Origin of the sequence: Enterobacter cloacae complex sp. ECL414, assembly GCF_021869685.1 — a bacterium.
Lineage (GTDB): Bacteria > Pseudomonadota > Gammaproteobacteria > Enterobacterales > Enterobacteriaceae > Enterobacter > Enterobacter kobei.
In genome coordinates this window covers 242,478-265,004 of sequence record NZ_CP091482.1, presented here as the reverse complement: position 1 = coordinate 265,004, position 22,527 = coordinate 242,478, and the positions used below count along the sequence as shown (strand labels likewise).

Here is a 22,527-nt window from a genome sequence, read left to right as displayed (position 1 = left end):
GGCAACCGGGAAAATGCAATTTAACCTGATCCTATACCTACGACTATCTTTATCCACTTATAATAGCCTCACCAAATTATAATGCCCGATCACCGCATTTGCTTAAACCTCACATATTCTTCTTATGCTTCCCCTGATAATCTACGACCGAAAGACAAAGGAAAGTGAATACGAAATAAGATTTATGAGCACATAAAAGTTACTTTTCCTTGGTGGCACATCACAAACATTGTGGGTTTCATAATCCTTTTTGTTATTTAAAAAGGATGTGTTCAATTCTAATTAAAGGTGGTATTTTTTTTGAAAGTTTGCTGGGAGGTTATTAGCTGGGGGGATGGGTAACAGTATAATAAGTACAGATGAAAAGGAGGTTTTATGAAAGCGTTAGACGTGGTTTCAACTCAACTCAACTTTATTAATCTGTTGGATCAGGCAGGATATGCTCTTTCAGAAATTATTGTAAAACGCTTCAGTGCTGCACCAGCCTTTAACGAAGGGCACTGGTTGTTCATTGCAGAGCAGGATAACCGCTACATTGAAGTGGTCTGTATTCTCTCTTTAGCTTCAGAAAGCGGAGAGCAGCATATTGATGTTTTTATTAATATGTTCGAAGACCCGATTGATGATGTTATTTCACGAAACATTGAAACCAAAACCTTTGCGACGCTTTATAAATACATTGAACGTATACCTTTTACTCCGGGTGTAAAGAAAGAATTCTTGAGCAGTATTGAGAACATCAATTTTAGTTAATCAAAAACCACAACTTTTTGCCACCAAGTTATTAGGTAATGCTATCAACCTGATATAATTACCTTAACATGAATATGAGCGGAGCCGGGTTATGTCTAATAATACTGAAGTCATTAGCTGTGATTTATTTTCAACTCTATCTTCACTTAATTTTAGCACCGAGGATATTACAGGTTTGACTCCGGCCAACTTTCGAAAGGGAGCTTTCTTACATGCAAAAATTTCTGCTAGCCAGGCCACGCGAGCGACTGATATTTCCATTCAATTACTCACGGATCGTGTTTCAGGTGAAATGAACTACGTAATAGTAATTGGCAGGCACGAAGGACTCCTGCAAAGCGAAGCAATTGACCCAAACGCTGATAAGCAATACCGGGAAAACCGTTATTCTCGCCATTTTATCTCAGTAACCGATGCCAATACCAAAGCCCTGAAAAAAACCTGCAAGGTAATGAAAACATATATCAAAGAGCAGGCATTTAAGCCTAACACCTGGGGGCACAGTTTCATTAAGGGTTGATTTATTCTTGCCCCGGTGAGCCGGGGCAACGCTAAATTAACCTCAAACTGTGCTGGAGGCACAAATGTCTGAAAAACACTTTATCGTTAAAATCCAGAACCGAAACGGCGACCATGAGAATAGCTATGTTCGGTTACTCGTCAGCGATTGTGAGAAAAATGCTTGCCAGACGGCACTCATTTCAGAGTGCCATGGCGAGCTTGAACAGCTGAGTTTTGAAGACGGTGGGGTTTACGACTACAACGGCGAAAATCACTACAGTGTCAGGAGCTGCGTGGAGGTTGCTCCAGAAGACGTTGCAACTTTGCAACGCTTCCTTTAACACCTGCGACATTTGATTAAATATCGGGCGTCCGCTACAGGATGCCCGTGATTTAAACGATTCCTCAAAGATCGCTGTCACTCCTGATAACTGTATTAAGAGCAGGTTTGTGATAGGTTCAGCGTAACAACATTACTGGAATTTTGGTTGCCTTGATGAAGAGCTGCTTTTCTGATTTACCCGTTAAAGACGGCACGTCCGGAACCTGGAAACTGGACACATTCGAAATTACCGCAGATAAGGCGATGAGCCTCGCCCTTCGTGCCGAGTATACAGGTAATACAGACGAGTTTATCCCGCCCGGTAGATATCGGCGTTTGTCCAACGGCTGGGATGTGGTGATGTCCAATACCCCGATGGAGATCAGAACCTGCCAGGATTTTTTAGAGCGAGCCACCGGGCGCGTGCTCATTAATGGTCTTGGTCTGGGGATGGTGCTTCACGCCATTCTTCAAAAAGAAGATGTAACCCATGTAACAGTAATTGAAAAAGAACAGGACGTTATTAACCTCGTTGCGGCCTCGTTTGCAAACGATCCTCGCGTTGAAATTATCCATGCTGATGCAATGATGTATTGCCCACCAGCAGGCGTCACGTACAACGCATGCTGGCACGACATATGGCCAGACTTCGCAACAGCTAACCTCTCACAGATGGATAAGCTGGAAATTAAGTACCGGGACATCTGTGAATGGCAGGGCTCGTGGGGCAGGGAGGAGTGTGAGCAAAAGCACATTGAGTTTCAAAATCTTGGGGCTGATTGAGTACAACTTTTGAAGGTGTCTCCGCTAAAGAAGACTGGGTCTCTTTGCGCATGCCCAGCTGTGCTGCATGACCTGACAAAGCCTATAAATAAACAGATCGGTTTGATTTAGTAATCCCCCTTCCAACCATCAGGCCGATATTTAAACTGCATCTCCATTAAGGATGGCTGATGAGCACGATTTCTACGGATTTAATTGCACGGATCTACGCAGCCTCCGAATTGCCGTTGAGCAACGACGAGCTTTATCGCGAAGTGCAGCGTGAAACTGGCATGTCGGATGCCGAATTGCACGAACTGAAAGAATTTGGGTCAGATAAAACCAGAACCAGCGGCGTCAAACACAAAGTACGCTGGTTTCAGCAGACTCTTCGGCAGGCCGGAGTCATCGAACGCGTTCCAGAAAAACGGGGCGTCTGGAGATACTCCTCTAAGACGAAAACAAACCTACACGAGTCATGGGAAAAGCTCTGTGTTGTCGGTTTCTCAACTTCTCTTGGGGCATCGGTTTTTGGAAACGCCTATGCCTTCTTCAGCAATATCACAGAGCAAATTCATCTTTGCCTGACCTCGCCGCCTTACCTCCTTCGAAATTCAAGAGACTACGGGCATGGCGGGGGGCGTGGCGAGCAGGTTTATATTGACTGGCTTCTGCGTATCCTCGAACCGATCGTGAAACAGCTTGTACCCGGCGCAAGTGTGGCATTGAATATCACTCAAGATAGCTTTAATAGGGGCAGGCCTTCACGTTCTCTGTATCTGGAGCGTCTGACACTGGCATTATGTGACAAGCTGGGGCTTGAGCTCATGGACAGGCTTCAGTGGGTGAATCGCAGTAAGCCCCCATCGCCAACGCACTGGGCATGTAAGCAACGAGTGCAGCTCTGCTCATCGTATGAGCCTGTGCTGTGGTTTACCAATGATGCGAGTAAGGTTCGTTCAAACAACTTACGTGTACTGCAACCGCATTCAGAGCAGCATCTTAAATTGCAGGCAGCAGGCGGTGAAAATCGCACGACCTTTTATGGTGATGGGGCGTACCAGCTTAAAAGCGGATCCTTTGGAAATAAAACAGAAGGAACGATCCCCAAAAATACTTTGTTTTACGGCAATAGCTGCGCTGATACGAGATTTTGCCATTCCATTGCCCGCGAGCTAGGTTTTCCGCTGCATGGTGCAACGTCTCCTACCAGGCTTGCAGCGTTTCTGATTGAGTTTTTGACAGAGCCGGGAGATCTTGTTGTAGATCCCTTCGCTGGCCTGCATAAAGTTCCCATCGCAGCCGAGCGACTTGGCAGACGTTGGCTGGCGACGGACAAAATCATGGAATGGCTGGCGATTTCCCGAAACCTTTTTACGGCCGCACCGGGATATAAGAGTAACCCCATGCTGGACGAGCTCGCCGAACTGTATCGGGCTTAATGCAAGTTAACGGTTTTGATAAAGTGGTTTGAAGCGACAAGCGGTTTATTCATTTTGCATTGTTTCTACCATAAAATGACAATATTAACGGCTTAGCATACGCCGCAGAGATAATTAGGGTGCCATTCATTTCCGGTTGTCTGTATTAACGAGTGTATTCAATATTCACTTGTTTCTCCGATATAGACCCAACAAAAAAAACTGATGGTTGTGATACAGAACTTGTTGAATTAACATCCGGTACATTAACTATATTGGTAATTTAGACGGTTTCTAAATTAAAGGTGGACAGATATGAAGTCAGATACAGAAATGGTTTCTCCTATCGAGTTGCACATTGGCGATCATGTCCAGCGGCATGGTGCTTTATTTGAGGTTATGCATATTGTTGAATCCGAATGCGATATTCCCGGCGGCATCCGGGTAGCAGCATGCATTTCACGGGTTATCGGTGACGTTACGGGCAATATTCCTCGTGGTTGGCTGGAAACACCGAAGCGTATGGCTGAGCGAGGAGTTAAGTGGGCGACGAGTCTGCCTGAGGGGCTTTACTTTAACATCCAGGGGAACGCACATGCGAAAGTAAGCCGGGTTATTCGTAATGTGACTAATTGAAACTTTTTTCTGAATTGCGGTGTAAAAGTTACTTTTCACCGCATCGTTTTCCCTAACTACTAAATCAGAGCTTCTCTGAAATAAGCGGATTTAACCGCTAGCGATTTATTCAGGCCATTTTATTCTAATCATTATCCTACACTTCAAAAATATTCATTATTTTTTCTTCTGACCTATTAGCCAGAATTCTCGATTCGGTATCATTTACTTACGGTAAATCTTTTGAAAACGAGGTAAATGGCATGCATTCTCAGGATCCTATCACGAAATTAACCCAGACGTTGCAACGCGACGATGGTTCTCAGGTTCGTATTGTAGCGCAGCGGGGATATGGAAGTGGGCTTACAGCCTCGCTTGATGTGTACGTTCTCCGTCGTGATTCCTCTGAAAGCAACTGGTCACTGTGCGGAAAAGATCCTCACCCAGAGTGGAGAAAGATGTCAGTAGATGAGTATCAGAAATTTGGACGCTCTGAAATGCTGCGTTATGCCACACCAGGTGAAATTCTCAGGGTGGCATCCGCTATTGGCCAGCCAATGAGCTTCCTCGATGGCAACCCTGCGTTTTAGCCCGAACCCTGGCGACGCCTTTTAAACCGGCGTCATTCTTTTTACGAGCAACAGACGGAGAAAAAATGAATCTGAACGAACGAAGCACGAGCGCAGCAACGCCAGATTTGAGCCGACTTTATCTCATTTCCGGGCGCATTATGTTTGATGATGATGATCAGGCCTACCTGGTCGAAGCCGACTCCCCTGGTGATGCAGAGGAGGCTTTCCGGCATCATATTGCTGACAGTGCCGACGACTTAGAAAAGGTGATTATAGTTTCCTCTACAAGTTTCGCTTCAGCTCACAGCAGTCGCGTAATTTGTCGGCCTGCCGTGAAGTAATTTCAACTTCCAATGATATTTCCCTCTTTATAAAAGCCGCCGTCTGGCGGTTTTTATTTGCAAAAAATGAATATTAATCCTGAATGATATTAATTTAAGATGAGGTAGTGTTCATATTCTTCTTCTTAATATTTTTTCTAAAAAAACGCCTTCAGGTTATTAGTTGGTATTAGTGTATTTGTTATGATCTTCTCATCAAATACATTAATTAAATAATCAAGGAGTCAACTGTGGCAGATAATTATACTCAGGCGTCGTTTATTATTCCCTGCACTCAGGAGCAGGCAAAAATGGCACAAGAAGCAATCACATTCGTTACCGAAGCAGAAATTGCAGAAGGTGAGCGTTTGCTTGATAAGCCACTGACAGATTGTTCTCTGACTGAGAAGCTGATCCTCAGTATTATCGAGAACCACCCTGAGTATGACCCTTCTGAGCCGAGCTTTGGGCAACCATCCTGCCCAGACTGCAATTATGAACTGTTGTTCGCAACAGAAGTTACCAGCAGTGGGCTGGCAGTTTTTCATGGAGAGACCATTGATCTTGACCATGCAATTTGCCTCACAACTGCCGTGCTGTCGGTATTCGACCTCTCGGAAATGGTAACAATTACTGCTGCATTTACATGCAGTAAAAGCCGGACAGATGAATTTGGGGGTATGACTATTCTGGTCACAAAGGATACCCACTATTACCAGGATGGCTGTCAGTTTTCTCGTCTCATGAATGAGGCTCACAAAGCCGGTATCCAGTATGCTCTGTGTAAAGTGACGCATTACCACGGTGAGAGCAGCTATGTGGCAAGCTATGTCCTGAGCTGCGACGTAGCGGATTCAGCCCAGGAGGTCGTTAACAAACGACTGAAGGCATGTGCCGGAAAAGAGCCAGAAGACGGAATCTATATTCTGTGTGAAGAAGACAACACTAGTCTTTCGGTCGAACTCGTTACAGAACTGTCTCCGCTCGATTACGACAAGCTGAGCAAGCTTCTCCCTTCCCTTGACACCCTTTGCGGCGCTTAAGCCTGCCAATTACCGTAGCCACCGGTTTCCCCGGTGGCCTGGAGCCTGCCATGACCAATAAATTCATAGTTTCTACCGTTGATTGTATCAATGAATTTGCAAGTGACGTTCCGCAGAGTGTTTCCTTACGGATAGATACAATGCTTGAACAGCGTATCCGCAAATTGGCGGCATACGTGAAAGAAAACGATCTTCATTTAACTGAGTTTTACTTCTATGAGGCTTTGTTGAATAAATCGAACTTTTGCTGAGTTGAAGGATCAGATCACGCATCTTCCCGACAACGCAGACCGTTCCGTGGCAAAGCAAAAGTTCAAAATCACCAACTGGCCCACCTACAATAAAGCCCTCATCAACCGTGGCTCCATAACTTTCTGGCTGGATGATGAAGCTATTCAGGCCTGGTATGAGTCGGCAACGCCTTCATCACGGGGAAGACCTCAGCGCTATTCTGATCTCGCCATCACCACCGTTCTGGTCATTAAACGCGTGTTCAGGTTGACCCTGCGGGCTGCACAGGGTTTTATTGATTCCATTTTTACACTGATGAATGTTCCGTTGCGCTGCCCGGATTACACCAGTGTCAGCAAGCGCGCAAAGTCGGTTAATGTCAGTTTCAAAACGTTCACCCGAGGTGAAATCGCGCATCTGGTGATTGATTCCACCGGGCTGAAGGTCTTTGGTGAAGGCGAATGGAAAGTCAAAAAACACGGCAAAGAACGCCGTCGTATATGGCGAAAGTTGCATCTGGCAGTTGACAGCAACACACATGAAATCATCTGTGCAGACCTGTCGCTGAACAATGTGACGGACTCAGAAGCCTTCCCGGGTCTTATCCGGCAGACTCACAGAAAAATCAGGGCAGCATCGGCAGACGGCGCTTACGACACCCGGCTCTGTCACGATGAACTGCGGCGTAAGAAAATCAGCGCGCTTATCCCGCCCCGAAAAGGTGCGGGTTACTGGCCCGGTGAATATGCAGACCGTAACCGTGCTGTTGCGAATCAGCGGCTGACCGGGAGTAATGCGCGGTGGAAATGGACAACAGATTACAATCGTCGCTCGATAGCGGAAACGGCGATGTACCGGGTAAAACAGCTGTTCGGGGGTTCACTGACGCTGCGTGACTACGATGGTCAGGTTGCGGAGGCTATGGCCCTGGTACGAGCGCTGAACAAAATGACGAAAGCAGGTATGCCTGAAAGCGTGCGTATTGCCTGAAAACACAACCCGCTACGGGGGAGACTTACCCGAAATCTGATTTATTCAACAAAGCCTCTTTTCTTTTAAAAATAAATTATTCAGATTTATTTTCTATTGATTTAATGAGGTAGGGAATGACAGAAAGTGCTTTGCTTTTGCGAGAGGCATTTAATGAATCGGTTAACTATATGACATGGTCTTTTTATTCACTGATAACTGCTTACGTTTCGATGGCTTTTTATGATAGAGTTGAGGTTAAGACCCGAATAAATAATTATCTGAATAAGTTACTTTTCGTGATTGCTATGTCCGTTTTTATCCCAAATATGTACTTTGTTTCAATGGTGTTCAGTCAGAAGTTAGGCACCGCAGCTGGCGTTGCGTCATTCATTATTGGGCTACTTTTCATGATGTTAAACTCGGCACCTGTAATTACTGGTATCGTACAGCAGCGCAAAGATTGAGTTTTATGAGTATAGTCAGTTGGGTTTTCATCTGTTTTATCAGACTTAGAAAAATGAAATCTTTCAATTCATTGATTTTAAACGCAAAAAAATTTCTAAATGATCAGAATTATAGGGTGCTCATTTTGCACAGCAGTAGGGGTTGACCATTCAATGGAAACGCTCCTTCGAACTGACCCGGAGAAATACGGTTATCAGGCTGGCCTGAGTCGTCTTCAGCGATTTCTTTCTAAGATCCAGTACGACTGGAGCCTGCGGGATTATATCGGTCGTAAAGTGTTCGAAGGCGGATATGTGCGTCTTCAACCCAATATCTTTTCTTCGTCCCTGACTGAACGTCTTTTTCATGCCTGTTGCAGCCTTGATTATGTTGAAGCAAGACGTGCGGCAGAGCATCGCAGAAAGCTACTTTCCGGCGAGGTTGACGATACGGCTTATAACCGTCGTATGGCTGAGCCACAATTTCGGCTTGTACAGGAAGCAAACGTGATCCACGTTGATTTCCTCTGGTCGTTGCACTGTTTCAACCCTCGCCCGTTTCGGGCAATTGAGATCTATCGCAGGGTCTGGGAAGAGGCCGATCTGGACCTTCTTGAGGATGAGCCTGACATGCAGCCTGTGCCCCGTACACCAATGCCAGCTCCACTCTGGATGAAACTGCCCGGAGGCCGGTTCGGTACAGCTTATGATGGACTGACTGATACGTTGCCGCTGATGACCTATTTTGACGGGCAGGCTGACCCCAGGGCTTCACGTAGCCTAAAGACCGGAGAGAGCAGTTCTGTCGTCGTGGCATTCGAGGAAGAGGATGAGCTGACTGTTGAAGAAGATACGGCGTCCTGGATTATCTGGCATGAATACGACGGGTTACGCCAGCGCATCGCTGACGGTGAGTTTACTCCAACGACTGCTGCTCAGTATCTTCTTCGTTATGGCGCGGTCCGAATTTCAAAAGGCAAGGGCGCTGTCTATCATCGTCTCGCACAGCGGGGACAAACCTTTTCCCGCCTGGGGATAGGCGACAGAGTGTCGCTTCCAGAGCTGGTTGCCAGTCGGCGTTTTAAAATACTCAGTGATTCTGCATACCGTCAGGTTGTAGCCCGGAAATTGCGTGGACAGATAAAAAAGTTCAGATTCTGGGCATGCGTAGCTGCCTGTGTTCAGTTGCACGTACACAACAAGACGGCACTCGGAGAAAGAATTTTAACGTTACTCGAAGGTGAGAGGGAACAGCAACAAGGTGCGATCCAGGCGAAGCTGAAGGCGGGAATGATGGATGCAGTTCTAACTCTGTGTAACCAGCGACTCCGGGTGAAAGAAAATACTAACCAGCCAGAGGAGTTCCGCTATTACCGTGCCGTAAGAGCTCGTTTCATGCGCCATTTATCTGAATGCCTTAAGCCAGAAAATGGCGGCGTTATCCGTGACGTTATCTGGGAACTGAGGGTGCTGAGCAGTGCTCACGGTACGACCAAAACAGGTTTTTACTATGTCGATAGCAATCGCCCGACAGCGAAAGGACTGTTAAACCGCCTTCTGATGAGGATGGTCAAGCAGGTCGTATAAGCGTCTGAAACGCGAAACACACGAAAATGGAGGGGTTATACAAAAAAAACTTAGCTTTGATCGTGATGTAATGTGGACATCATGTCCAAGCGTTGCTGCATCCAGAAAAGTAACTTTAATCCTGTTGATACAGCCCTTGCATTACCTGTTTACGCATAGCGTGGAAACGTTCTAATTAAACCAGACGAATATAAATTTAAATTAATTCACTCACCCCCGGAATCGGGGAACTAAACAAAAGGATCATCAATGCAAAATCAAAATACACCCGCTCAGGAAAAACACACCGTATACCTTTTTAATGCCGAACATGCTGACAAGACAGCCGCCAAGCAAGCCGGGAAACTCTTCACGCTGGACATTGAACACCCAATGACCCTCAACGATCTCTCGCTGCTGTGTGAGTCGGTCGCGGACGCTGTGGGAGCACCTGGCGGAATTAAATATGAAATCACAACAGAGCCTAATGGGGTTCAGGAGGAATACTGAATCAGTGTGGTGTGAGTCCATTTTAATTTGACGTTTCATGAGTTCTATCGAGAGGCTGAAGTATGACTTTGAAAATGGAAAGTTCCCGGACTTCCAAGCCTGAGGGGCCATTTGTATTAATCACTTTTGAGGGGGACGAATTTCTTTTTGATGACAGACATAATGTCGTCAAGATAAATGGCAGGCCTAAAAAAATGGATGTAAAGCGAAATTATTTTGAGTCCGATCTGGGAGAAGGGAAAGCGAAATACTGGACTTTAAATATCGAAGAGGCTCATCGGTTCAATTCGATTGATGAAGCGACAGAACAACTTTGTAAACTGAGTCGCCCTCATCTGATCAAAATTCGCAAAGTTGAGGGGGTATCTGAATGACCAAAGAGATGTTTTTACGCATTTTAAATGAGGCACAGGCTCGTGTGGATAACGATTCGCTTCCGCTTGATGTTCGTATCCGGTCACGCACCACGGTAAATGATTGCGTCATCCGGGCAGATAAAGAGGGGTGGCCTATTGAGTATAAACAGAAGGTCTGGGTAGATGCAGTCAGTGGCTGTTATCTTTAGCGGTTACTTAAGCCAGTTCCTGTGCCCGTGAGCTTAGTAAAGGCGGAAAATGATATGGTCAAGGTGATAAATATCAACGGGAATTTAGTTGAATTACCTGAGCCCTCAGCAAAGTTATCCAAAGCTGAATCACCTGATGGTAGGTTCTCAAAACCTAAAAATAAGATCTCTAAAATACAGCGAGCTGAGCTGCGAATGAAATTTGGGGGGCGTTGTGCCTATTGTGGTTGCAAGCTTCCTGAAAAAGGGTGGCATGCCGATCATGTTGAGCCTGTTCGACGCGACTTTGAACTGGTGAGAGCCCCTGTCGGCAGCGGCGTAACTCATGTTGCCCGAAGTACGGGTAAGGTTATGCACCCTGAACTGCATGCTATAGAAAACTTATTTCCATCATGCGCCCCCTGCAACCTTTTTAAAGGAGCTTTTAGTGTTGAAGGAATGAGAAAAGAAATTACCAAACAGGTTGAACGGGCTCGCGCATATAGCGTGAATTTCCGTACCGCAGAACGTTTTGGGTTGCTTCATATTGTAGAAAAACCGGTCGTCTTCTGGTTTGAGCAGTATAACGAACAGAAACAAAACGAATAATTTCTGTGAAACATAAAAGAAGTTAATCAGCAGTGGTTTACTAATTAAAGAGTGATTTAAATATTTTGATGCTGCTGAGGAGCTGCCTGGTATATCCTTCAAAGGAGAAAATGATGTATCTGCATCTTGTGCCCCGTATTCTTCACCATATGAAAAACAAGTGTACTCTCGTGTCAGTTTCTGTACCTGAATTGTCACTTGAGCTTAAAGCTGATTCGCTGGTGGCAATGAAACCTTATCCCAACAAGTCCTACCACGTTGTCATGTTGAAGGGGCGACGTGCATTAAATGGCTTTCTGGTAAAAAGCCCACGGACTTTAACTGAGTTCACAATGATAACAATCTGGGAAATTGAAGGCTTTGGAAAAATTAGTCATACCGTAAAAACGCTCGTTCAGGACAAAGACTATGACTTGGTCTCCCATGATGTCCTTTTGGCACATGCATACCATCAGAGGGAGGAAGAATTGGGGTACCGTGTACATCCATCCTATGACAGTCTAGCTCCCGTCGATTTTGAACCAACAATGCAGTCAAGGTACATAAAGGAATCCGATCTTTCCCACGACGTATGGGAAACCTATTCATGGGGGGAATTGCTGCGTTCGCGTGAAGAGACATTTCTGGCGATGACCATGTCATCTGCTCGTTTAAGCCATCCAGCATTCATCAGAGGAAACCGACTTCCTCAAACTGACCAGGCCATCATTATCAGTTCGTAACGACCTTTTATTCTTTTTGATGCCAGGCGAGTCTCCTTTTGCCTGGCCACTTTGATTTATTGCCTGGGAGTAACCTATGGATGAGCAAGATATTCTCCGCGTTATAAACGGCCGTGAGATTGATGCTTCTGACCTCCTGGAAGAAGCTATGCCGAACGCAGCCCGACGCTTTTATCGTTTAACTAACAGCATGAACAAATTGCTTTAGGAGGTCAGGGAGCACTTTCCTGACGCGATGTATTACTCTGCCAGCGGAACGGTAAGCCTGCTGTTGGGGAGCAGCCACGACAACAATGACCATCCGGTTAGAGAAATGGTCGCTGTAAGGTCACCAGATCTAAACATTGAAGGCGGTGATTGGTAGGTCAAGCAGGGGATCTATGTGCACTTCATGTCCTAACTTCATCCAGTGCTGAATTCAGTGCACAGACAGTAGGGGACTTCTCCTTTAATCAGAATGGCAAAGGGTTACGTGAGGATCAGATTCTATTTTTTTGCCTCGAAAACGGATAAACCCAGGTTTTGGCGCTTTAACCGAAAAATCAGCAGAACGGTAAATGATAGGCTGTCATGGATAACCATTTTGAGGCAAAAATGAACGTTTCAACTGACAGCAGCAACATATCGATAGCAGAACTCAAAGAAGAATTTATACCCGGTCTTCTGCTTAATGCTGGGGCAATAAGCCATTACGGCGACTCGGCTTTATCTTCGAAGGCTATGGATAAGTATTCAAATCTTCTGGAGAAAGACGCAGTTACCGCTTTATCAGGAGCCTTGAACCGTATCGTAAGTGCCTTAGCGGAGGCAGATCCACGTTCTATCAGTAGCAATCCATCCTGGTTTTCCCGCTTTACGGGCAAACACCTTGAAAAGCGCGTTCGTTACCAACACGCACGTGAGAAGGTGGAAAATCTTATTAATGAGGGGAACGGATATCTGACACATGTGAATGAGACGCTACTGGCTTTAGAAGAGCTGCTTGAAACATATGTGTCAGAAATCAAACGCCTTAAAATTTTTATCCAGGCAGGCCATGAGTTCCTTAGGGATTCTACCGAAGAAAAAAATAGTGACGATCTAAGCCTTGTCTTCGATAAACCGAGGGAAAGATTTGCCAGACGTTTAGCTAACCTGGCAACACTGCTTGCGTCTCATGAAATGGCCGCCATGCAGATGGAAATCACTCGCGGGACTTGTATAGATATTGCTGACCGCTTTAACGAAACTATAAAAGTCCTGGTTCCAGTATGGCGGCAACACACACTTTCGCTGTTATCAGTAAATAACACTGACCCTACGATTGTTAGAAAAGCTAATCAGGCCCACGAGGCTCTTCTAAAAAGCCTGCGACAAAATTTAGAGGGATTCCAAAAATGATTAATAATTTGACCACCAGAACTGAGGTTGTTGCTTTTACTTTGACTTCCGCTGAACTGGAAAAGTTCGGGCTGAATGAGCAAGATGAACAAGAGATTAAAGCCGTCGCGGAATGCATTAATGCCGATGATCCAGGAACAGTTTATCGTTTTGGCCGGGCAATGGGGGAAAACACTGCTAATTATGCGGATAGCCTGCTTGAGCAAATTCGCAATAAAGATTTAGACGAAGCCGGGAGCAAATTAACTGAAATTATCAACCTTGCAAGAAATGTAAACATCTCGAACTTAACTGAAAGTCGTTCAAATCTGCCAGTTATTGGCCCTTTGTTGGATAAAATCCGCACCCGTGGGAAGAATTTCGCCGCACAGTTTGAATCAACTCGTGAACAAATCGATGCTCTGGTTTCAGAGGTTTCAGTTACACAGAATAGCCTCGGTTCTAATAATATTTCGCTCCAGCAAATGTTTGATGAAGTCGTTAAAGAACACCACTTAACAGGTGTACATATTGCTGCCGGTAAATTAAGGCTGGGAGAATTACAATTAAAAGCAGAAAATCTCAGAGCTAATGTTGGTAACAATCCTGCTAAGTTCCAGGAAGTATCTGATCTGGATACGCTAATTGCTAATTTAGAAAAACGTATTGGCGATTTAGTTGTTTCTCAGCAGTCTGCTATGCAAGTATTGCCAATGGTACGGATTATACAGGCAAATAACCAAAGTCTTATCGACAAGTTTCATAGCGTCAAAGAGGTTACTGTCCCTAATTTCAAGCGTCAGTTTCTGTTAGCCATTTCTCTAAATGGACAGCGTAACGCTGTAAATCTTGCCAATGATATCGATAATGCCAACAATGAGTTACTCCGTAGTAATGCAAAATTACTGCATCGCAATGCAGTAGAAACTATGAAAGCAAACCAACGGCTGGTTATTGATATAAGCACCCTTAAAGAGGTGCAGGATACGCTTATCCAGACGGTTGGCGATGTTGTTAAAATCCAGAGAGAAGGGGCTATTAAGCTCAGGGAAACAGAAAAACAGGTTCTTGCCATGCGTGAGAATTTGCGCACCCGACTGACACAAAAAGGGGTAGATCATGGTGCGTAACCTTAAGAGTAGTGACGATTTTTCCCGTGAACTGTCATTTCTTTTTCACCGGTCTATAAAGATTAGAAATTCAGGTTTCGCGATATTTGGTGCGGGCCTGCTGATAATGATTTTTGGTCTTTGCTTGTGGTTGCTGTCATTACACCTCTCACCTTCAGTTCTGGACTTTGATATTGATGTGCCCTTGTCATTCTTCAATTCATCTGAAGGTGAAGATAAGTTAGTGGTTTCGGATTTTGGCGATGCATTTGGAGGCTTCCTAACTACATATTCTAAGTTGCTATTAGGGATTATGGGGCTATTAGTAGTTTCTTCAACTGCCTTTAAAATTTTAAAGGGGGAGGAAATAGGTGAGATATTCCCGATGCTTCTAATTGCTGGCGCTTTTCTTATCGGCTTGTCAGTTTTTACATCTGCTTTAGGTTCGGAAGAGACTGATGCCACTTCAGCTTCGACTGTAAAGGTTATCAAGAAATATGTAAAACATGAAAAATACGATAAACTTGTCGCATATTTAAATGATAGTAATTGGCCCTCAGGCGAAGAGGTATCTGTAAACTATTTAAAGGCGCAACTACATATAAAACTCGGCAAGCCAGATGTGAAGTTAACACAGAATGTTGTTAGGGCGTATATGTCTGGTGTATTACAGTCAAATATTCCCGTGAAAGTTCGTTATGCATTGGAAAAGACAGCTTTAGATAAATCCGTCTCACCACTTGCGATTCGTTATGAGCAAAAACGTATGTCTAAATCACATACCTTTTCAAAAGCGTCGGTTAATTGTCTTAAAGTAGGTAGTCCCGTCGCATTCGTTGGCGTTTTGTTCGCTCTTCTTGGTATAAAAATCAGGCGGCGAGTCAGATTCTTAGAATCAAATTGAATGAAAGCCCGGTACGCTGGGCTTTTTTATTCAGTAACTTTTATCAAATATGTAGTAATTTACCGGAATCTGCTTCTCCAGCTTGTTAGCTGAAAAGCTTACTCAAGTATAATAATCTACTTCTGATTATGTTTTTTATGGTTTTATTTTTACACAACTTATTAAGGATACATGATGTGTAACTTTACTCCTGTTCAAATTATTGCTGATTATATACTGAGGTTTCTTAAAAATAATACTGATGCCAAGCTTTATGAGGCAATGCAGCGTCTTGAAAAGAAAATTGGTCAGTTTGTCGCTGATGGGGTTGATGAACATCAATTACGCTCTTCATTAAGCAAAGTCTGTCGATCTCGTTCCAGGGCGGCTCTTAAAGAGGAGTGTGAACAACTCATTCCATAAAAAGAACATCATACGGGAAAGTTACTTTAACGGTGAATGGCTCGCTTCTGGCGGTTTAAGTTGACGGCCATTCCTACCATAGCCATCATAAAGTATGATTAGCATTCGAGTGTGGCACTACTAATTTTAATGGGCTACGCATTCAGTCTCCACCTCTCTAACTATAAAGGTTCTTTTCATGTCCAATAGCTTCGATAAGCCGCAAACGCTCCCGGTACATAATTCTGATGCCGAACCCTTTTTTCCGAAAAACCTTGGTCCATTTATCGAGCAGGTATCCGGAAGGGATCTGGCAATGCTCACAGAATCAGAGAAGGAAAAACTTGCGCACCTGATCAGAACTGGGCGTAAATATGGAGTTTCTGTCGCTATCGTTCCTGATACAGATTCTGCTGAGCTTCATGAATTACTGTCTAATGCCGATTCCATTGAAAGGCAGTTTTCCATCTATGAACGCATCCAGACGAAGATTGCGTTCACGCGGTGTCAGGAAGCATAAACAAAGTGAGAAATACAACTACGTGGTATGACGTAGAACATATTGAAATCACCACAGGCGAGCGAGGCGGCAGGATATGGGTGCTGAAGCTCTCCTGTGGCCATACAGTATTTCGCCGAATACCTCCTATACGTCTTCATAACCTCACAGCTTTTTCTCTGCGGGAGCCCCCAGAAAAATGTCGGTGCTCTCTTTGCAATTCAAGTCCATAATAAAGCCTTTTTAAAGGCCACAAACTGCATATCACAGGATAAATCATCCTCTACAGCGTTCATTCTTAAACGCAAAATTTATATTTCATTCATTCTATTTTAAAAGCGTTATAAAAGACGGAATCCTATTTAGTCTGTTTGATGCTTAAATCATCTTCAGTGCCTTTTATCTTTTACCCAGCGACTTTAACATTAACCTGAGCAGAAAACTTGTTTTCAAACTAAGTTCGAAAACTTTCTGCTCAGGTTATTAGCCGGGTAAGCCACTTTGTTATATTTGTTTCATGTTAACAGAGGAGGCGATATGCAAATTGAAAAGGTGATGTCATTACTTGAAGTGCTTTCAAGCTGGCTTGAAGATAACATCAATATGGATTCTGAAATTATCTTTGATAATGACGAAGATAATACCAACTCAGAAATTCTGTATCCTGCTGTAGAAAAGGCTAATGCCGTTTTGCGCAAAATGGCATCTTTATCTTCAGATTCTGTTCATGCAATTCGACAGCGCTTGCAGCTTGCCGTAGAAGGCAAAGCTGAATTGTCCCTCAAGGATGTGGGAGAGCTTCTGCTGGCAACAAAGTATCTGATGTTGTCCACTGAAGAGGGAGAGTAAGCCTGTGACCACTCTCGTATTTGAAATGGCAGATATCAATAAACTGATCGAAGAAATTCGCACCGCAAAAACGTTTTCGGTCACCCCAGATCAGATCTATGACCCGGCATGCTATCCGGGGGGAGCCCTCCTTAACGCTGAGGGACAGACTGAAGAAGAGGCGCGTAAAGCTGGTAGGGTTTTCTTTCCCTCATCCTCAAAAATTGCCAGCACACATCTGGTGCCAAAAGTGCTTCTCGCGCACAGTCATGGTGTATACCTGATCACTAATGCTGAGCTTGAGGGCTCTCCCGCATCCCGCGATACTGTGGCTTACGCCCAGGGGATGAATCCAAAACTGGATGAGGACTGGGATTACGCTTGTGATGCCGCTTTGGGTGGGTCTGATTGTAGCTATACCATTCCCGTTGAGTGGCTGGAGTTAGCGGTAGAGCAGGGTTTTCAGGAGTTTCGACTTCGAATGAGTGAAACCAATATCAAACTTGTCAGCAAATAGTATGTCCTTGCTGTTTCCAGTCAAACATTGTCCGCCAGTCGAGCTGCTGGCGGATTGTTTTATATAAGGCCGGGAAGGTATGTCAGGTTTAAGCAGTTCCGCCCAGAAGCTTACAAGGGCGCAGATTTACGTGTTAAGACGGATGGCATCCGGCACGATCTATGATATCTCTGGCAATTTCAGACGGGCCAGAGAACGGCGTACGTTTATGGGGAATCCTGATGATGTGACGTGCAGGAGCTCTCCGGTCCTGTTCCGGCTGGGCCTCGTGGAGTTATGCCAGCCAGTAAGGCATCTGGAGCCAGGTTTATACTATCGGCTCAAGTTGAGCTCCTCAGGGCATGAAGCTCTTAAGGCGAACGCACACCTCTAACATTTGAGATAGTTCGTTCGCAGCCAGGAAAGTAACTTTCATCTCAAGTGTGACCCTTACTACCTCATTTATGAGTAAAACCCCCCTCTGATATGTCGAAAATGCTCATTTATACGAAAATAGTTTCTCTTCAGGTGTGATGTAATTACTGAGAATTCTCCCTGAATGGAAGGCAACCGATGAAAATGTTTTTTACCCCTTATGTTCGTATCGTTTTCTATTTTTGCGCATTGATTTTTATTGTTTACAGTTTCAGTGATTTTTTCCAGGGCGTCCCTGACAGCACCTTCTTCAGTGCGGTCATCACGCTACTTGTTATCGGAACCATTGTTGCCCGGCATCTGGATCGCAAAAAATCTCTCAAATATACTTCACAGATTTAAGTTTCCACTCAGGCCACTCTCGGGTGGCTTTTATAATTTAATAAGGACCGGTTCATGCATAACCACGAAATTCAGACCATTGCTATATTTAGTGCCCAGTATAAAAACATCGAAGATGCTGAAAATGCAGGTGCTTTATATTCAGTAGATATTGAATATCCGATGACACTAAATGATTTATCGCGGCTTTGCGACTCTATTGCCGAAGCAGTAGGTGTGCCTGGCGGCGTCAAATACCAGTTCGTGTCCCAGCCGGAAGCGCATGAAACCAGCTTCTGATAACCAGTAACCAAACTGCCTAAAAGCAGGTGCAAAGCCATGAAACAAACAAAGTCTTCTATGTCACGTATTGTGCAGCTGTACGACGGGAGCCGATACGGAAACTGCGAGCAGGCTGATAACGAAGGAGAGCTTTTTACGGTGGTGTTGAATAAGCCTTCGCAGATCGATGACATCCGTAAAATCGTAGACACAACCGCCGAAGTACTTGGCAAAGCTTTGCCAGTACTCCTCTTTTAAAGCTTACATCCGTGAAGGATAATTACGGTCTTACTACTTTCAGTTTTTCATTCCAGTGCCGTCCATTTTAATTTATCGATTTTAAGCGGTCGGCGCTATTTCATTGTTTCTTTTCCGACTGTAATTCCTTATATATAGGAATATTTCAAAGAATTTATCTCAGGTTATTTGTGGCGTGGTGCCAGTTGTTATAATGATTCCACATAATCTGGAGAGTCAATCATGATCACATCTCTAATGAATTTCCGCGATTTAACCGGAGAGGCAGTCATCCAGGCGCGGCAATGCGTTATTAATGCTGAGATCGAAGCGGCCCGGGAAAAGGTAATTCATGCTCGTTCGTTATTCAAAGCGGGTATACATAATGTTGTAAACGGTAGTTCTGGCATTAAGGCTGCGGCAGCACATTTTCTGGTGATAAAACGTTTACAGACTGACACTCGGTATCTGGACGCGGTTATCACTGATAACCTTTGCATGTTTTCTCCTGAGGGTTATCTGTATCTGTTTATGCAACAACGTTATTTCCTATAAAACAATGGGTTAGGTAAGTATCTTTCCATTAAAAACATTAAAAAGGTGACTTGATGAAACCATTTGGACTTGCCGGAAAACCCCGGCCCGAACCTTGCGGCTGCTGCTGGTATACCCGTGAGGACTGCCCTTACGTCAGCGCAAAACAGATCTATCGCCGCAGGCAGCGCAAGGCAGAACGCCAGCGTCAGCGCAGCACCATTGTGATGGCCGTTTCTGAATTTCGCTGACCTCTTCTGGAAATATCATTTTTTCTCCAGAAGAATTTTAAAATAAAGGGAAATCTTTTCACGGGTATCTGATGTTTATTGTTTATGGTAAATTGCGCCACATTAATTGTTTGTGGCGCAGTTCGTGATGGCTTAAGGATATAATATGAAAATCAGCCAGCTGGAATCCGGGATGCAGGTTTGGTCTGTAACCCGTACCAAAATGGGAAATACCACCATTTCAACGGTCATTGTCCACCCCGTTGTCATTATTGAAATTCATGATAACCATGTGATTGCTCGCTGGAACGGCAATGCACCACGTCGGTTTGGAGAAACGGCTATCAGGGGCTGGAAGAAGGAGAAGCCACTGCTTGTCCGTGAGCCTTTCGGAAATGTTCGTCTGGCCACCCGGGCTGAAAAAACCGCTATGCAGGAAAAAGAGTAATACCCCCTTTTAGCACCCACAATTTCACCGTCCATCTGCCTTTAACCTTGCCTGTTATTAACGGAATCCTTTCTGACTGGGCGGATCCCACGCATAACCTGAACTGTTGGCTAACCGTCTTACAGCCAAATTCCCTCCTTTATCTGGCAGGAGTGCGTCCGTGAGCTCTGTATGATCTACGTGTTTGTTAAGTAGAGCACATAACAGGAGTGGGGTATGACTGAATTAAATAAAAGCCCGTCCGGTTTTTCCGGAGCTGATGTCAGTAAAGAACAGGCTGCCATAAGGGCACTTGTAGAAAGAGTAGTGACCAACTATCGCAGCCGGACAGCACCTGATCGGGTTCAAAAGGCTTCGGTAGCGTTTAATGGGGGATTAATCCTGACCCTGATGCTGGCCTTGACGCTATTGGGCTACCTTGTGGCGGAATTGCTCAGGGGGTATGTTGCGGATAGTTCACCCTATGTGCCCGGTCTAAGTTATTCGCAATTTTCGATGCTTATGGTCGTTGAGCTGTGTCTATGCTTTCTTGCATGGTTTTTGGTTGTCACAGGGGACTATCCCCGGCCGTGGATATTTCAGGTAGTCCCGATGGAGCAGTACTGGTTCTTTGACGAAGTGGATGACGACGATCTTGCCCGGCTTTCCTGTAACCCTTACATCAAGCGCTGGCTACTTGATGAAATGTCCGGTATTCATCGACTGACCTACACGAGGCTGCATGATCGACTGGAGCGCATCTGTAATATTGCATCCCATCTCGAATACAGCCGTATTCAGGCACATAAGATTTCCCTAATCAACGGAAGCAGTGCCTCCTGATCCTACCATTGCATCCGGAAATTAAACGGGCAGGAACTGCACTGTATGTTCCGACCCAGCAGCTGCCCGTTACCCTTTTCTTTAGTATAAAATGACTTTCGCCGACAACCGGAAGTGAATCATGTCAAATAAATGAAAAATCAGTAATTTATGTAGGCGGGGTGTTTGGCTGATCAGGGCAGGGTGGTATAATAACGCTGGTGCTGGAGGCTTTTGCCCCAGCCAGCGGTAACACTGTTTGACTGTGGTAAAAGCAGAAAGCCCCGAGTAATTTTTCAATTAACCTGTACTGCACCCATTTTGTTGGACGATGAAATGGAATAGTCCCTGATATGTCAAAGCCAAAATACCCCTTCGAAAAGCGCCTTGAAGTCGTGAATCACTACTTCACAACTGATGATGGTTACAGGATCATCTCTGCACGTTTTGGTGTGCCTCGAACCCAGGTCAGGACGTGGGTTGCCCTCTATGAAAAACATGGAGAAAAAGGTTTAATTCCCAAACCTAAAGGCGTTAGTGCTGATCCAGAGTTGCGCATTAAGGTCGTGAAAGCCGTGACCGAGCAGCAGATGTCCCTCAATCAGGCTGCTGCTCACTTTATGCTTGCTGGTAGTGGTTCTGTAGCCAAGTGGCTGAAAGTCTATGAGGAGCACGGAGAAGCTGGTTTACGCGCACTCAAGATCGGCACCAAAAGAAACATTACAATGTCAGTTGATCCAGAAAAAGCGGCGTTAGCATTGGAGCTGTCGAAAGACCGACGTATTGAGGATCTTGAAAGACAAGTTCGATTCCTTGAAATGCGGCTTACGTATCTAAAAAAGCTGAAAGCCTTAGCTCATCCCGCGAAAAAGTGAAAGTACTCAACGAGCTAAGGCAGTTTTACCCTCTTGATGAGCTTCTCAAGGCAGCGGAGATACCGCGCAGTACGTTTTATTACCATCTAAAGGCTCTCAGCAAGCCTGATAAGTATGCGGATGTTAAAAAGCGTATTGGTGAGATTTATCACGAGAATAAAGGTCGTTACGGATACCGTAGGGTAACGTTGTCTCTCCATCGAGACGGGGAACGGATTAACCATAAAGCCGTTCAGCGCCTGATGGGAACCCTCTCGCTTAAGGCAGCGATTAAGGTCAAACGATACAGCTCCTACAGAGGAGAGGTAGGGCAAACCGCCCCCAATGTTCTCCAAAGGGATTTCAAGGCTACACGGCCAAACGAGAAGTGGGTTACCGACGTTACTGAATTTGCAGTCAATGGGCGAAAGCTGTATTTGTCTCCAGTAATAGATCTCTTCAACAACGAAGTTATTTCTTACAGCCTGTCGGAAAGACCTGTGATGAACATGGTCGAGAATATGCTCGATCAGGCATTCAAAAAGCTTAAGCCTCACGAGCATCCTATTCTGCACTCTGACCAGGGATGGCAGTATCGTATGAGAAGGTATCAAAACATCCTTAAAGAACAAGGCATTACACAGAGCATGTCCAGAAAAGGCAATTGTCTGGATAATGCAGTCGTGGAATGTTTCTTTGGAACCTTAAAGTCGGAGTGTTTTTATCTTGACGAGTTCAGTAATATAAGCGAACTGAAGGATGCTGTTACGGAATATATTGACTACTACAACAGCAGAAGAATTAGCCTGAAATTAAAAGGTCTGAGTCCAATTGAATATCGAACCCAGACCTATGTGCCTCGTGTTTAACTGTCCAACTTTTTGGGGTCAGTACAACCCGAGG

33 protein-coding genes are annotated in these 22,527 nt (G+C 44.9%); all 33 read left to right on the top strand.

Annotation, left to right across the window (positions count from 1 at the left end; genetic code table 11):
• Window positions 1–375: 375 nt before the first annotated feature.
• The 33 genes from L3068_RS24710 (at window position 376) to L3068_RS24550 (ending at window position 22,493) form a co-directional block, all read left to right on the top strand.
• A complete protein-coding gene (locus L3068_RS24710; RefSeq protein ID WP_044704553.1) occupies window positions 376–753 on the top strand; it encodes a hypothetical protein in 378 nt (125 codons plus the stop codon).
• A gap of 91 nt (window positions 754–844) precedes the next feature.
• Window positions 845–1,273, top strand: a complete 429-nt coding sequence (locus tag L3068_RS24705; protein ID WP_000069824.1) for a hypothetical protein — start codon at window positions 845–847, stop codon at window positions 1,271–1,273.
• Window positions 1,274–1,337: 64 nt separating this feature from the next.
• Window positions 1,338–1,595, top strand: coding sequence for a hypothetical protein (locus L3068_RS24700; protein ID WP_001290639.1), 258 nt, complete (start codon window positions 1,338–1,340; stop codon window positions 1,593–1,595).
• 155 nt (window positions 1,596–1,750) lie between these two features.
• Window positions 1,751–2,359, top strand: coding sequence for a polyamine aminopropyltransferase (locus L3068_RS24695; RefSeq protein ID WP_000833775.1), 609 nt, complete (start codon window positions 1,751–1,753; stop codon window positions 2,357–2,359).
• A 170-nt stretch (window positions 2,360–2,529) separates the two neighbouring features.
• Window positions 2,530–3,780: a site-specific DNA-methyltransferase gene (locus L3068_RS24690; RefSeq protein ID WP_000104393.1), complete on the top strand. Its 1,251-nt coding sequence runs from the start codon at window positions 2,530–2,532 to the stop codon at window positions 3,778–3,780.
• Window positions 3,781–4,074: 294 nt separating this feature from the next.
• Window positions 4,075–4,395, top strand: a complete 321-nt coding sequence (locus L3068_RS24685) for a hypothetical protein (RefSeq protein ID WP_000834113.1) — start codon at window positions 4,075–4,077, stop codon at window positions 4,393–4,395.
• Between the two features lie 242 nt (window positions 4,396–4,637).
• Window positions 4,638–4,964, top strand: a complete 327-nt coding sequence (locus L3068_RS24680) for a hypothetical protein (RefSeq protein ID WP_000556022.1) — start codon at window positions 4,638–4,640, stop codon at window positions 4,962–4,964.
• A gap of 65 nt (window positions 4,965–5,029) precedes the next feature.
• Window positions 5,030–5,287, top strand: a complete 258-nt coding sequence (locus tag L3068_RS24675; protein WP_001052325.1) for a hypothetical protein — start codon at window positions 5,030–5,032, stop codon at window positions 5,285–5,287.
• 230 nt (window positions 5,288–5,517) lie between these two features.
• Entirely contained in the window at window positions 5,518–6,309 is a 792-nt protein-coding gene (locus tag L3068_RS24670) for a hypothetical protein (protein WP_000774871.1), read from the top strand.
• 50 nt (window positions 6,310–6,359) lie between these two features.
• The gene (locus tag L3068_RS24665; protein ID WP_022646497.1) at window positions 6,360–6,560 is read left to right on the top strand and encodes a hypothetical protein; all 201 of its coding nucleotides are present in this window, start codon (window positions 6,360–6,362) and stop codon (window positions 6,558–6,560) included.
• A gap of 1 nt (window position 6,561) precedes the next feature.
• Window positions 6,562–7,530 carry an IS5 family transposase gene (locus L3068_RS24660; protein WP_016151349.1) on the top strand — a complete coding sequence of 323 codons (969 nt, stop codon included), beginning with the start codon at window positions 6,562–6,564 and terminating at the stop codon, window positions 7,528–7,530.
• 116 nt (window positions 7,531–7,646) lie between these two features.
• Entirely contained in the window at window positions 7,647–7,976 is a 330-nt protein-coding gene (locus L3068_RS24655; RefSeq protein ID WP_000140246.1) for a hypothetical protein, read from the top strand.
• A gap of 153 nt (window positions 7,977–8,129) precedes the next feature.
• The gene (locus L3068_RS24650; RefSeq protein ID WP_022646499.1) at window positions 8,130–9,542 is read left to right on the top strand and encodes a hypothetical protein; all 1,413 of its coding nucleotides are present in this window, start codon (window positions 8,130–8,132) and stop codon (window positions 9,540–9,542) included.
• 249 nt (window positions 9,543–9,791) lie between these two features.
• Window positions 9,792–10,031, top strand: a complete 240-nt coding sequence (locus L3068_RS24645) for a hypothetical protein (protein ID WP_001180999.1) — start codon at window positions 9,792–9,794, stop codon at window positions 10,029–10,031.
• A gap of 62 nt (window positions 10,032–10,093) precedes the next feature.
• Window positions 10,094–10,405 (top strand): hypothetical protein, encoded by a 312-nt coding sequence (locus L3068_RS24640; protein WP_000172888.1) that lies wholly within the window; start codon window positions 10,094–10,096, stop codon window positions 10,403–10,405.
• Window positions 10,402–10,596: a hypothetical protein gene (locus tag L3068_RS24635; RefSeq protein WP_000159617.1), complete on the top strand. Its 195-nt coding sequence runs from the start codon at window positions 10,402–10,404 to the stop codon at window positions 10,594–10,596. The genes L3068_RS24640 and L3068_RS24635 overlap by 4 nt, the downstream gene beginning before the upstream one ends.
• Before the next feature lie 54 nt (window positions 10,597–10,650).
• On the top strand, window positions 10,651–11,184 hold the full coding sequence (locus L3068_RS24630; RefSeq protein WP_000241452.1) for an HNH endonuclease: 534 nt from the start codon (window positions 10,651–10,653) through the stop codon (window positions 11,182–11,184).
• Between the two features lie 110 nt (window positions 11,185–11,294).
• Window positions 11,295–11,906 carry a DUF6012 family protein gene (locus L3068_RS24625; RefSeq protein ID WP_001371923.1) on the top strand — a complete coding sequence of 204 codons (612 nt, stop codon included), beginning with the start codon at window positions 11,295–11,297 and terminating at the stop codon, window positions 11,904–11,906.
• Window positions 11,907–12,476: 570 nt separating this feature from the next.
• Window positions 12,477–13,286 carry a toxic anion resistance protein gene (locus L3068_RS24620; RefSeq protein ID WP_000368643.1) on the top strand — a complete coding sequence of 270 codons (810 nt, stop codon included), beginning with the start codon at window positions 12,477–12,479 and terminating at the stop codon, window positions 13,284–13,286.
• Window positions 13,283–14,395 carry a toxic anion resistance protein gene (locus tag L3068_RS24615; RefSeq protein WP_032666269.1) on the top strand — a complete coding sequence of 371 codons (1,113 nt, stop codon included), beginning with the start codon at window positions 13,283–13,285 and terminating at the stop codon, window positions 14,393–14,395. Before L3068_RS24620 ends, L3068_RS24615 begins: the two co-directional genes overlap by 4 nt.
• Window positions 14,385–15,278 (top strand): hypothetical protein, encoded by an 894-nt coding sequence (locus tag L3068_RS24610; RefSeq protein WP_000252081.1) that lies wholly within the window; start codon window positions 14,385–14,387, stop codon window positions 15,276–15,278. Before L3068_RS24615 ends, L3068_RS24610 begins: the two co-directional genes overlap by 11 nt.
• Window positions 15,279–15,452: 174 nt before the next feature.
• Complete coding sequence (locus tag L3068_RS24605; RefSeq protein WP_000336109.1) at window positions 15,453–15,680, top strand: hypothetical protein; 228 nt, start codon at window positions 15,453–15,455, stop codon at window positions 15,678–15,680.
• Between the two features lie 178 nt (window positions 15,681–15,858).
• The gene (locus L3068_RS24600; protein ID WP_000071366.1) at window positions 15,859–16,179 is read left to right on the top strand and encodes a hypothetical protein; all 321 of its coding nucleotides are present in this window, start codon (window positions 15,859–15,861) and stop codon (window positions 16,177–16,179) included.
• Between the two features lie 516 nt (window positions 16,180–16,695).
• The gene (locus tag L3068_RS24595; protein WP_001165367.1) at window positions 16,696–17,007 is read left to right on the top strand and encodes a DUF957 domain-containing protein; all 312 of its coding nucleotides are present in this window, start codon (window positions 16,696–16,698) and stop codon (window positions 17,005–17,007) included.
• A 4-nt stretch (window positions 17,008–17,011) separates the two neighbouring features.
• A complete protein-coding gene (locus L3068_RS24590; protein WP_001371932.1) occupies window positions 17,012–17,503 on the top strand; it encodes a DUF3085 domain-containing protein in 492 nt (163 codons plus the stop codon).
• A gap of 552 nt (window positions 17,504–18,055) precedes the next feature.
• Window positions 18,056–18,259, top strand: coding sequence for a hypothetical protein (locus tag L3068_RS24585; RefSeq protein WP_000781547.1), 204 nt, complete (start codon window positions 18,056–18,058; stop codon window positions 18,257–18,259).
• Between the two features lie 54 nt (window positions 18,260–18,313).
• Window positions 18,314–18,538, top strand: coding sequence for a hypothetical protein (locus tag L3068_RS24580; protein ID WP_000551490.1), 225 nt, complete (start codon window positions 18,314–18,316; stop codon window positions 18,536–18,538).
• A 39-nt stretch (window positions 18,539–18,577) separates the two neighbouring features.
• Window positions 18,578–18,778 (top strand): hypothetical protein, encoded by a 201-nt coding sequence (locus L3068_RS24575; RefSeq protein ID WP_000814953.1) that lies wholly within the window; start codon window positions 18,578–18,580, stop codon window positions 18,776–18,778.
• A gap of 222 nt (window positions 18,779–19,000) precedes the next feature.
• Window positions 19,001–19,312 carry a hypothetical protein gene (locus L3068_RS24570; RefSeq protein ID WP_000633161.1) on the top strand — a complete coding sequence of 104 codons (312 nt, stop codon included), beginning with the start codon at window positions 19,001–19,003 and terminating at the stop codon, window positions 19,310–19,312.
• Between the two features lie 53 nt (window positions 19,313–19,365).
• On the top strand, window positions 19,366–19,542 hold the full coding sequence (locus L3068_RS24565; RefSeq protein WP_000802040.1) for a hypothetical protein: 177 nt from the start codon (window positions 19,366–19,368) through the stop codon (window positions 19,540–19,542).
• A gap of 145 nt (window positions 19,543–19,687) precedes the next feature.
• The gene (locus tag L3068_RS24560) at window positions 19,688–19,969 is read left to right on the top strand and encodes a hypothetical protein (RefSeq protein WP_000703842.1); all 282 of its coding nucleotides are present in this window, start codon (window positions 19,688–19,690) and stop codon (window positions 19,967–19,969) included.
• A 216-nt stretch (window positions 19,970–20,185) separates the two neighbouring features.
• Window positions 20,186–20,791 carry a hypothetical protein gene (locus L3068_RS24555; protein WP_000137794.1) on the top strand — a complete coding sequence of 202 codons (606 nt, stop codon included), beginning with the start codon at window positions 20,186–20,188 and terminating at the stop codon, window positions 20,789–20,791.
• Between the two features lie 332 nt (window positions 20,792–21,123).
• Window positions 21,124–22,493, top strand: a protein-coding gene (locus L3068_RS24550; protein ID WP_085949440.1) for an IS3-like element ISKpn8 family transposase whose coding sequence is annotated in 2 segments (ribosomal slippage) — window positions 21,124–21,604 and window positions 21,604–22,493 — 1,371 coding nt in all. Because the reading frame shifts where the segments join, the coding sequence is not laid out codon by codon here.
• The last annotated feature ends 34 nt before the right edge of the window (window positions 22,494–22,527 follow it).

Excerpts from the sequence above, each read along its gene's own strand:
- L3068_RS24710 (WP_044704553.1), top strand. The coding sequence starts at position 376 with ATGAAAGCGTTAGACGTGGTTTCAACTCAACTCAACTTTATTAATCTG.
- L3068_RS24705 (WP_000069824.1), top strand. The coding sequence starts at position 845 with ATGTCTAATAATACTGAAGTCATTAGCTGTGATTTATTTTCAACTCTA.
- L3068_RS24700 (WP_001290639.1), top strand. The coding sequence starts at position 1,338 with ATGTCTGAAAAACACTTTATCGTTAAAATCCAGAACCGAAACGGCGAC.
- L3068_RS24695 (WP_000833775.1), top strand. The coding sequence starts at position 1,751 with ATGAAGAGCTGCTTTTCTGATTTACCCGTTAAAGACGGCACGTCCGGA.
- L3068_RS24690 (WP_000104393.1), top strand. The coding sequence starts at position 2,530 with ATGAGCACGATTTCTACGGATTTAATTGCACGGATCTACGCAGCCTCC.
- L3068_RS24685 (WP_000834113.1), top strand. The coding sequence starts at position 4,075 with ATGAAGTCAGATACAGAAATGGTTTCTCCTATCGAGTTGCACATTGGC.
- L3068_RS24680 (WP_000556022.1), top strand. The coding sequence starts at position 4,638 with ATGCATTCTCAGGATCCTATCACGAAATTAACCCAGACGTTGCAACGC.
- L3068_RS24675 (WP_001052325.1), top strand. The coding sequence starts at position 5,030 with ATGAATCTGAACGAACGAAGCACGAGCGCAGCAACGCCAGATTTGAGC.
- L3068_RS24665 (WP_022646497.1), top strand. The coding sequence starts at position 6,360 with ATGACCAATAAATTCATAGTTTCTACCGTTGATTGTATCAATGAATTT.
- L3068_RS24655 (WP_000140246.1), top strand. The coding sequence starts at position 7,647 with ATGACAGAAAGTGCTTTGCTTTTGCGAGAGGCATTTAATGAATCGGTT.
- L3068_RS24650 (WP_022646499.1), top strand. The coding sequence starts at position 8,130 with ATGGAAACGCTCCTTCGAACTGACCCGGAGAAATACGGTTATCAGGCT.
- L3068_RS24645 (WP_001180999.1), top strand. The coding sequence starts at position 9,792 with ATGCAAAATCAAAATACACCCGCTCAGGAAAAACACACCGTATACCTT.
- L3068_RS24640 (WP_000172888.1), top strand. The coding sequence starts at position 10,094 with ATGACTTTGAAAATGGAAAGTTCCCGGACTTCCAAGCCTGAGGGGCCA.
- L3068_RS24635 (WP_000159617.1), top strand. The coding sequence starts at position 10,402 with ATGACCAAAGAGATGTTTTTACGCATTTTAAATGAGGCACAGGCTCGT.
- L3068_RS24630 (WP_000241452.1), top strand. The coding sequence starts at position 10,651 with ATGGTCAAGGTGATAAATATCAACGGGAATTTAGTTGAATTACCTGAG.
- L3068_RS24625 (WP_001371923.1), top strand. The coding sequence starts at position 11,295 with ATGATGTATCTGCATCTTGTGCCCCGTATTCTTCACCATATGAAAAAC.
- L3068_RS24620 (WP_000368643.1), top strand. The coding sequence starts at position 12,477 with ATGGATAACCATTTTGAGGCAAAAATGAACGTTTCAACTGACAGCAGC.
- L3068_RS24615 (WP_032666269.1), top strand. The coding sequence starts at position 13,283 with ATGATTAATAATTTGACCACCAGAACTGAGGTTGTTGCTTTTACTTTG.
- L3068_RS24610 (WP_000252081.1), top strand. The coding sequence starts at position 14,385 with ATGGTGCGTAACCTTAAGAGTAGTGACGATTTTTCCCGTGAACTGTCA.
- L3068_RS24605 (WP_000336109.1), top strand. The coding sequence starts at position 15,453 with ATGTGTAACTTTACTCCTGTTCAAATTATTGCTGATTATATACTGAGG.
- L3068_RS24600 (WP_000071366.1), top strand. The coding sequence starts at position 15,859 with ATGTCCAATAGCTTCGATAAGCCGCAAACGCTCCCGGTACATAATTCT.
- L3068_RS24595 (WP_001165367.1), top strand. The coding sequence starts at position 16,696 with ATGCAAATTGAAAAGGTGATGTCATTACTTGAAGTGCTTTCAAGCTGG.
- L3068_RS24585 (WP_000781547.1), top strand. The coding sequence starts at position 18,056 with ATGAAAATGTTTTTTACCCCTTATGTTCGTATCGTTTTCTATTTTTGC.
- L3068_RS24580 (WP_000551490.1), top strand. The coding sequence starts at position 18,314 with ATGCATAACCACGAAATTCAGACCATTGCTATATTTAGTGCCCAGTAT.
- L3068_RS24575 (WP_000814953.1), top strand. The coding sequence starts at position 18,578 with ATGAAACAAACAAAGTCTTCTATGTCACGTATTGTGCAGCTGTACGAC.
- L3068_RS24570 (WP_000633161.1), top strand. The coding sequence starts at position 19,001 with ATGATCACATCTCTAATGAATTTCCGCGATTTAACCGGAGAGGCAGTC.
- L3068_RS24565 (WP_000802040.1), top strand. The coding sequence starts at position 19,366 with ATGAAACCATTTGGACTTGCCGGAAAACCCCGGCCCGAACCTTGCGGC.
- L3068_RS24560 (WP_000703842.1), top strand. The coding sequence starts at position 19,688 with ATGAAAATCAGCCAGCTGGAATCCGGGATGCAGGTTTGGTCTGTAACC.
- L3068_RS24555 (WP_000137794.1), top strand. The coding sequence starts at position 20,186 with ATGACTGAATTAAATAAAAGCCCGTCCGGTTTTTCCGGAGCTGATGTC.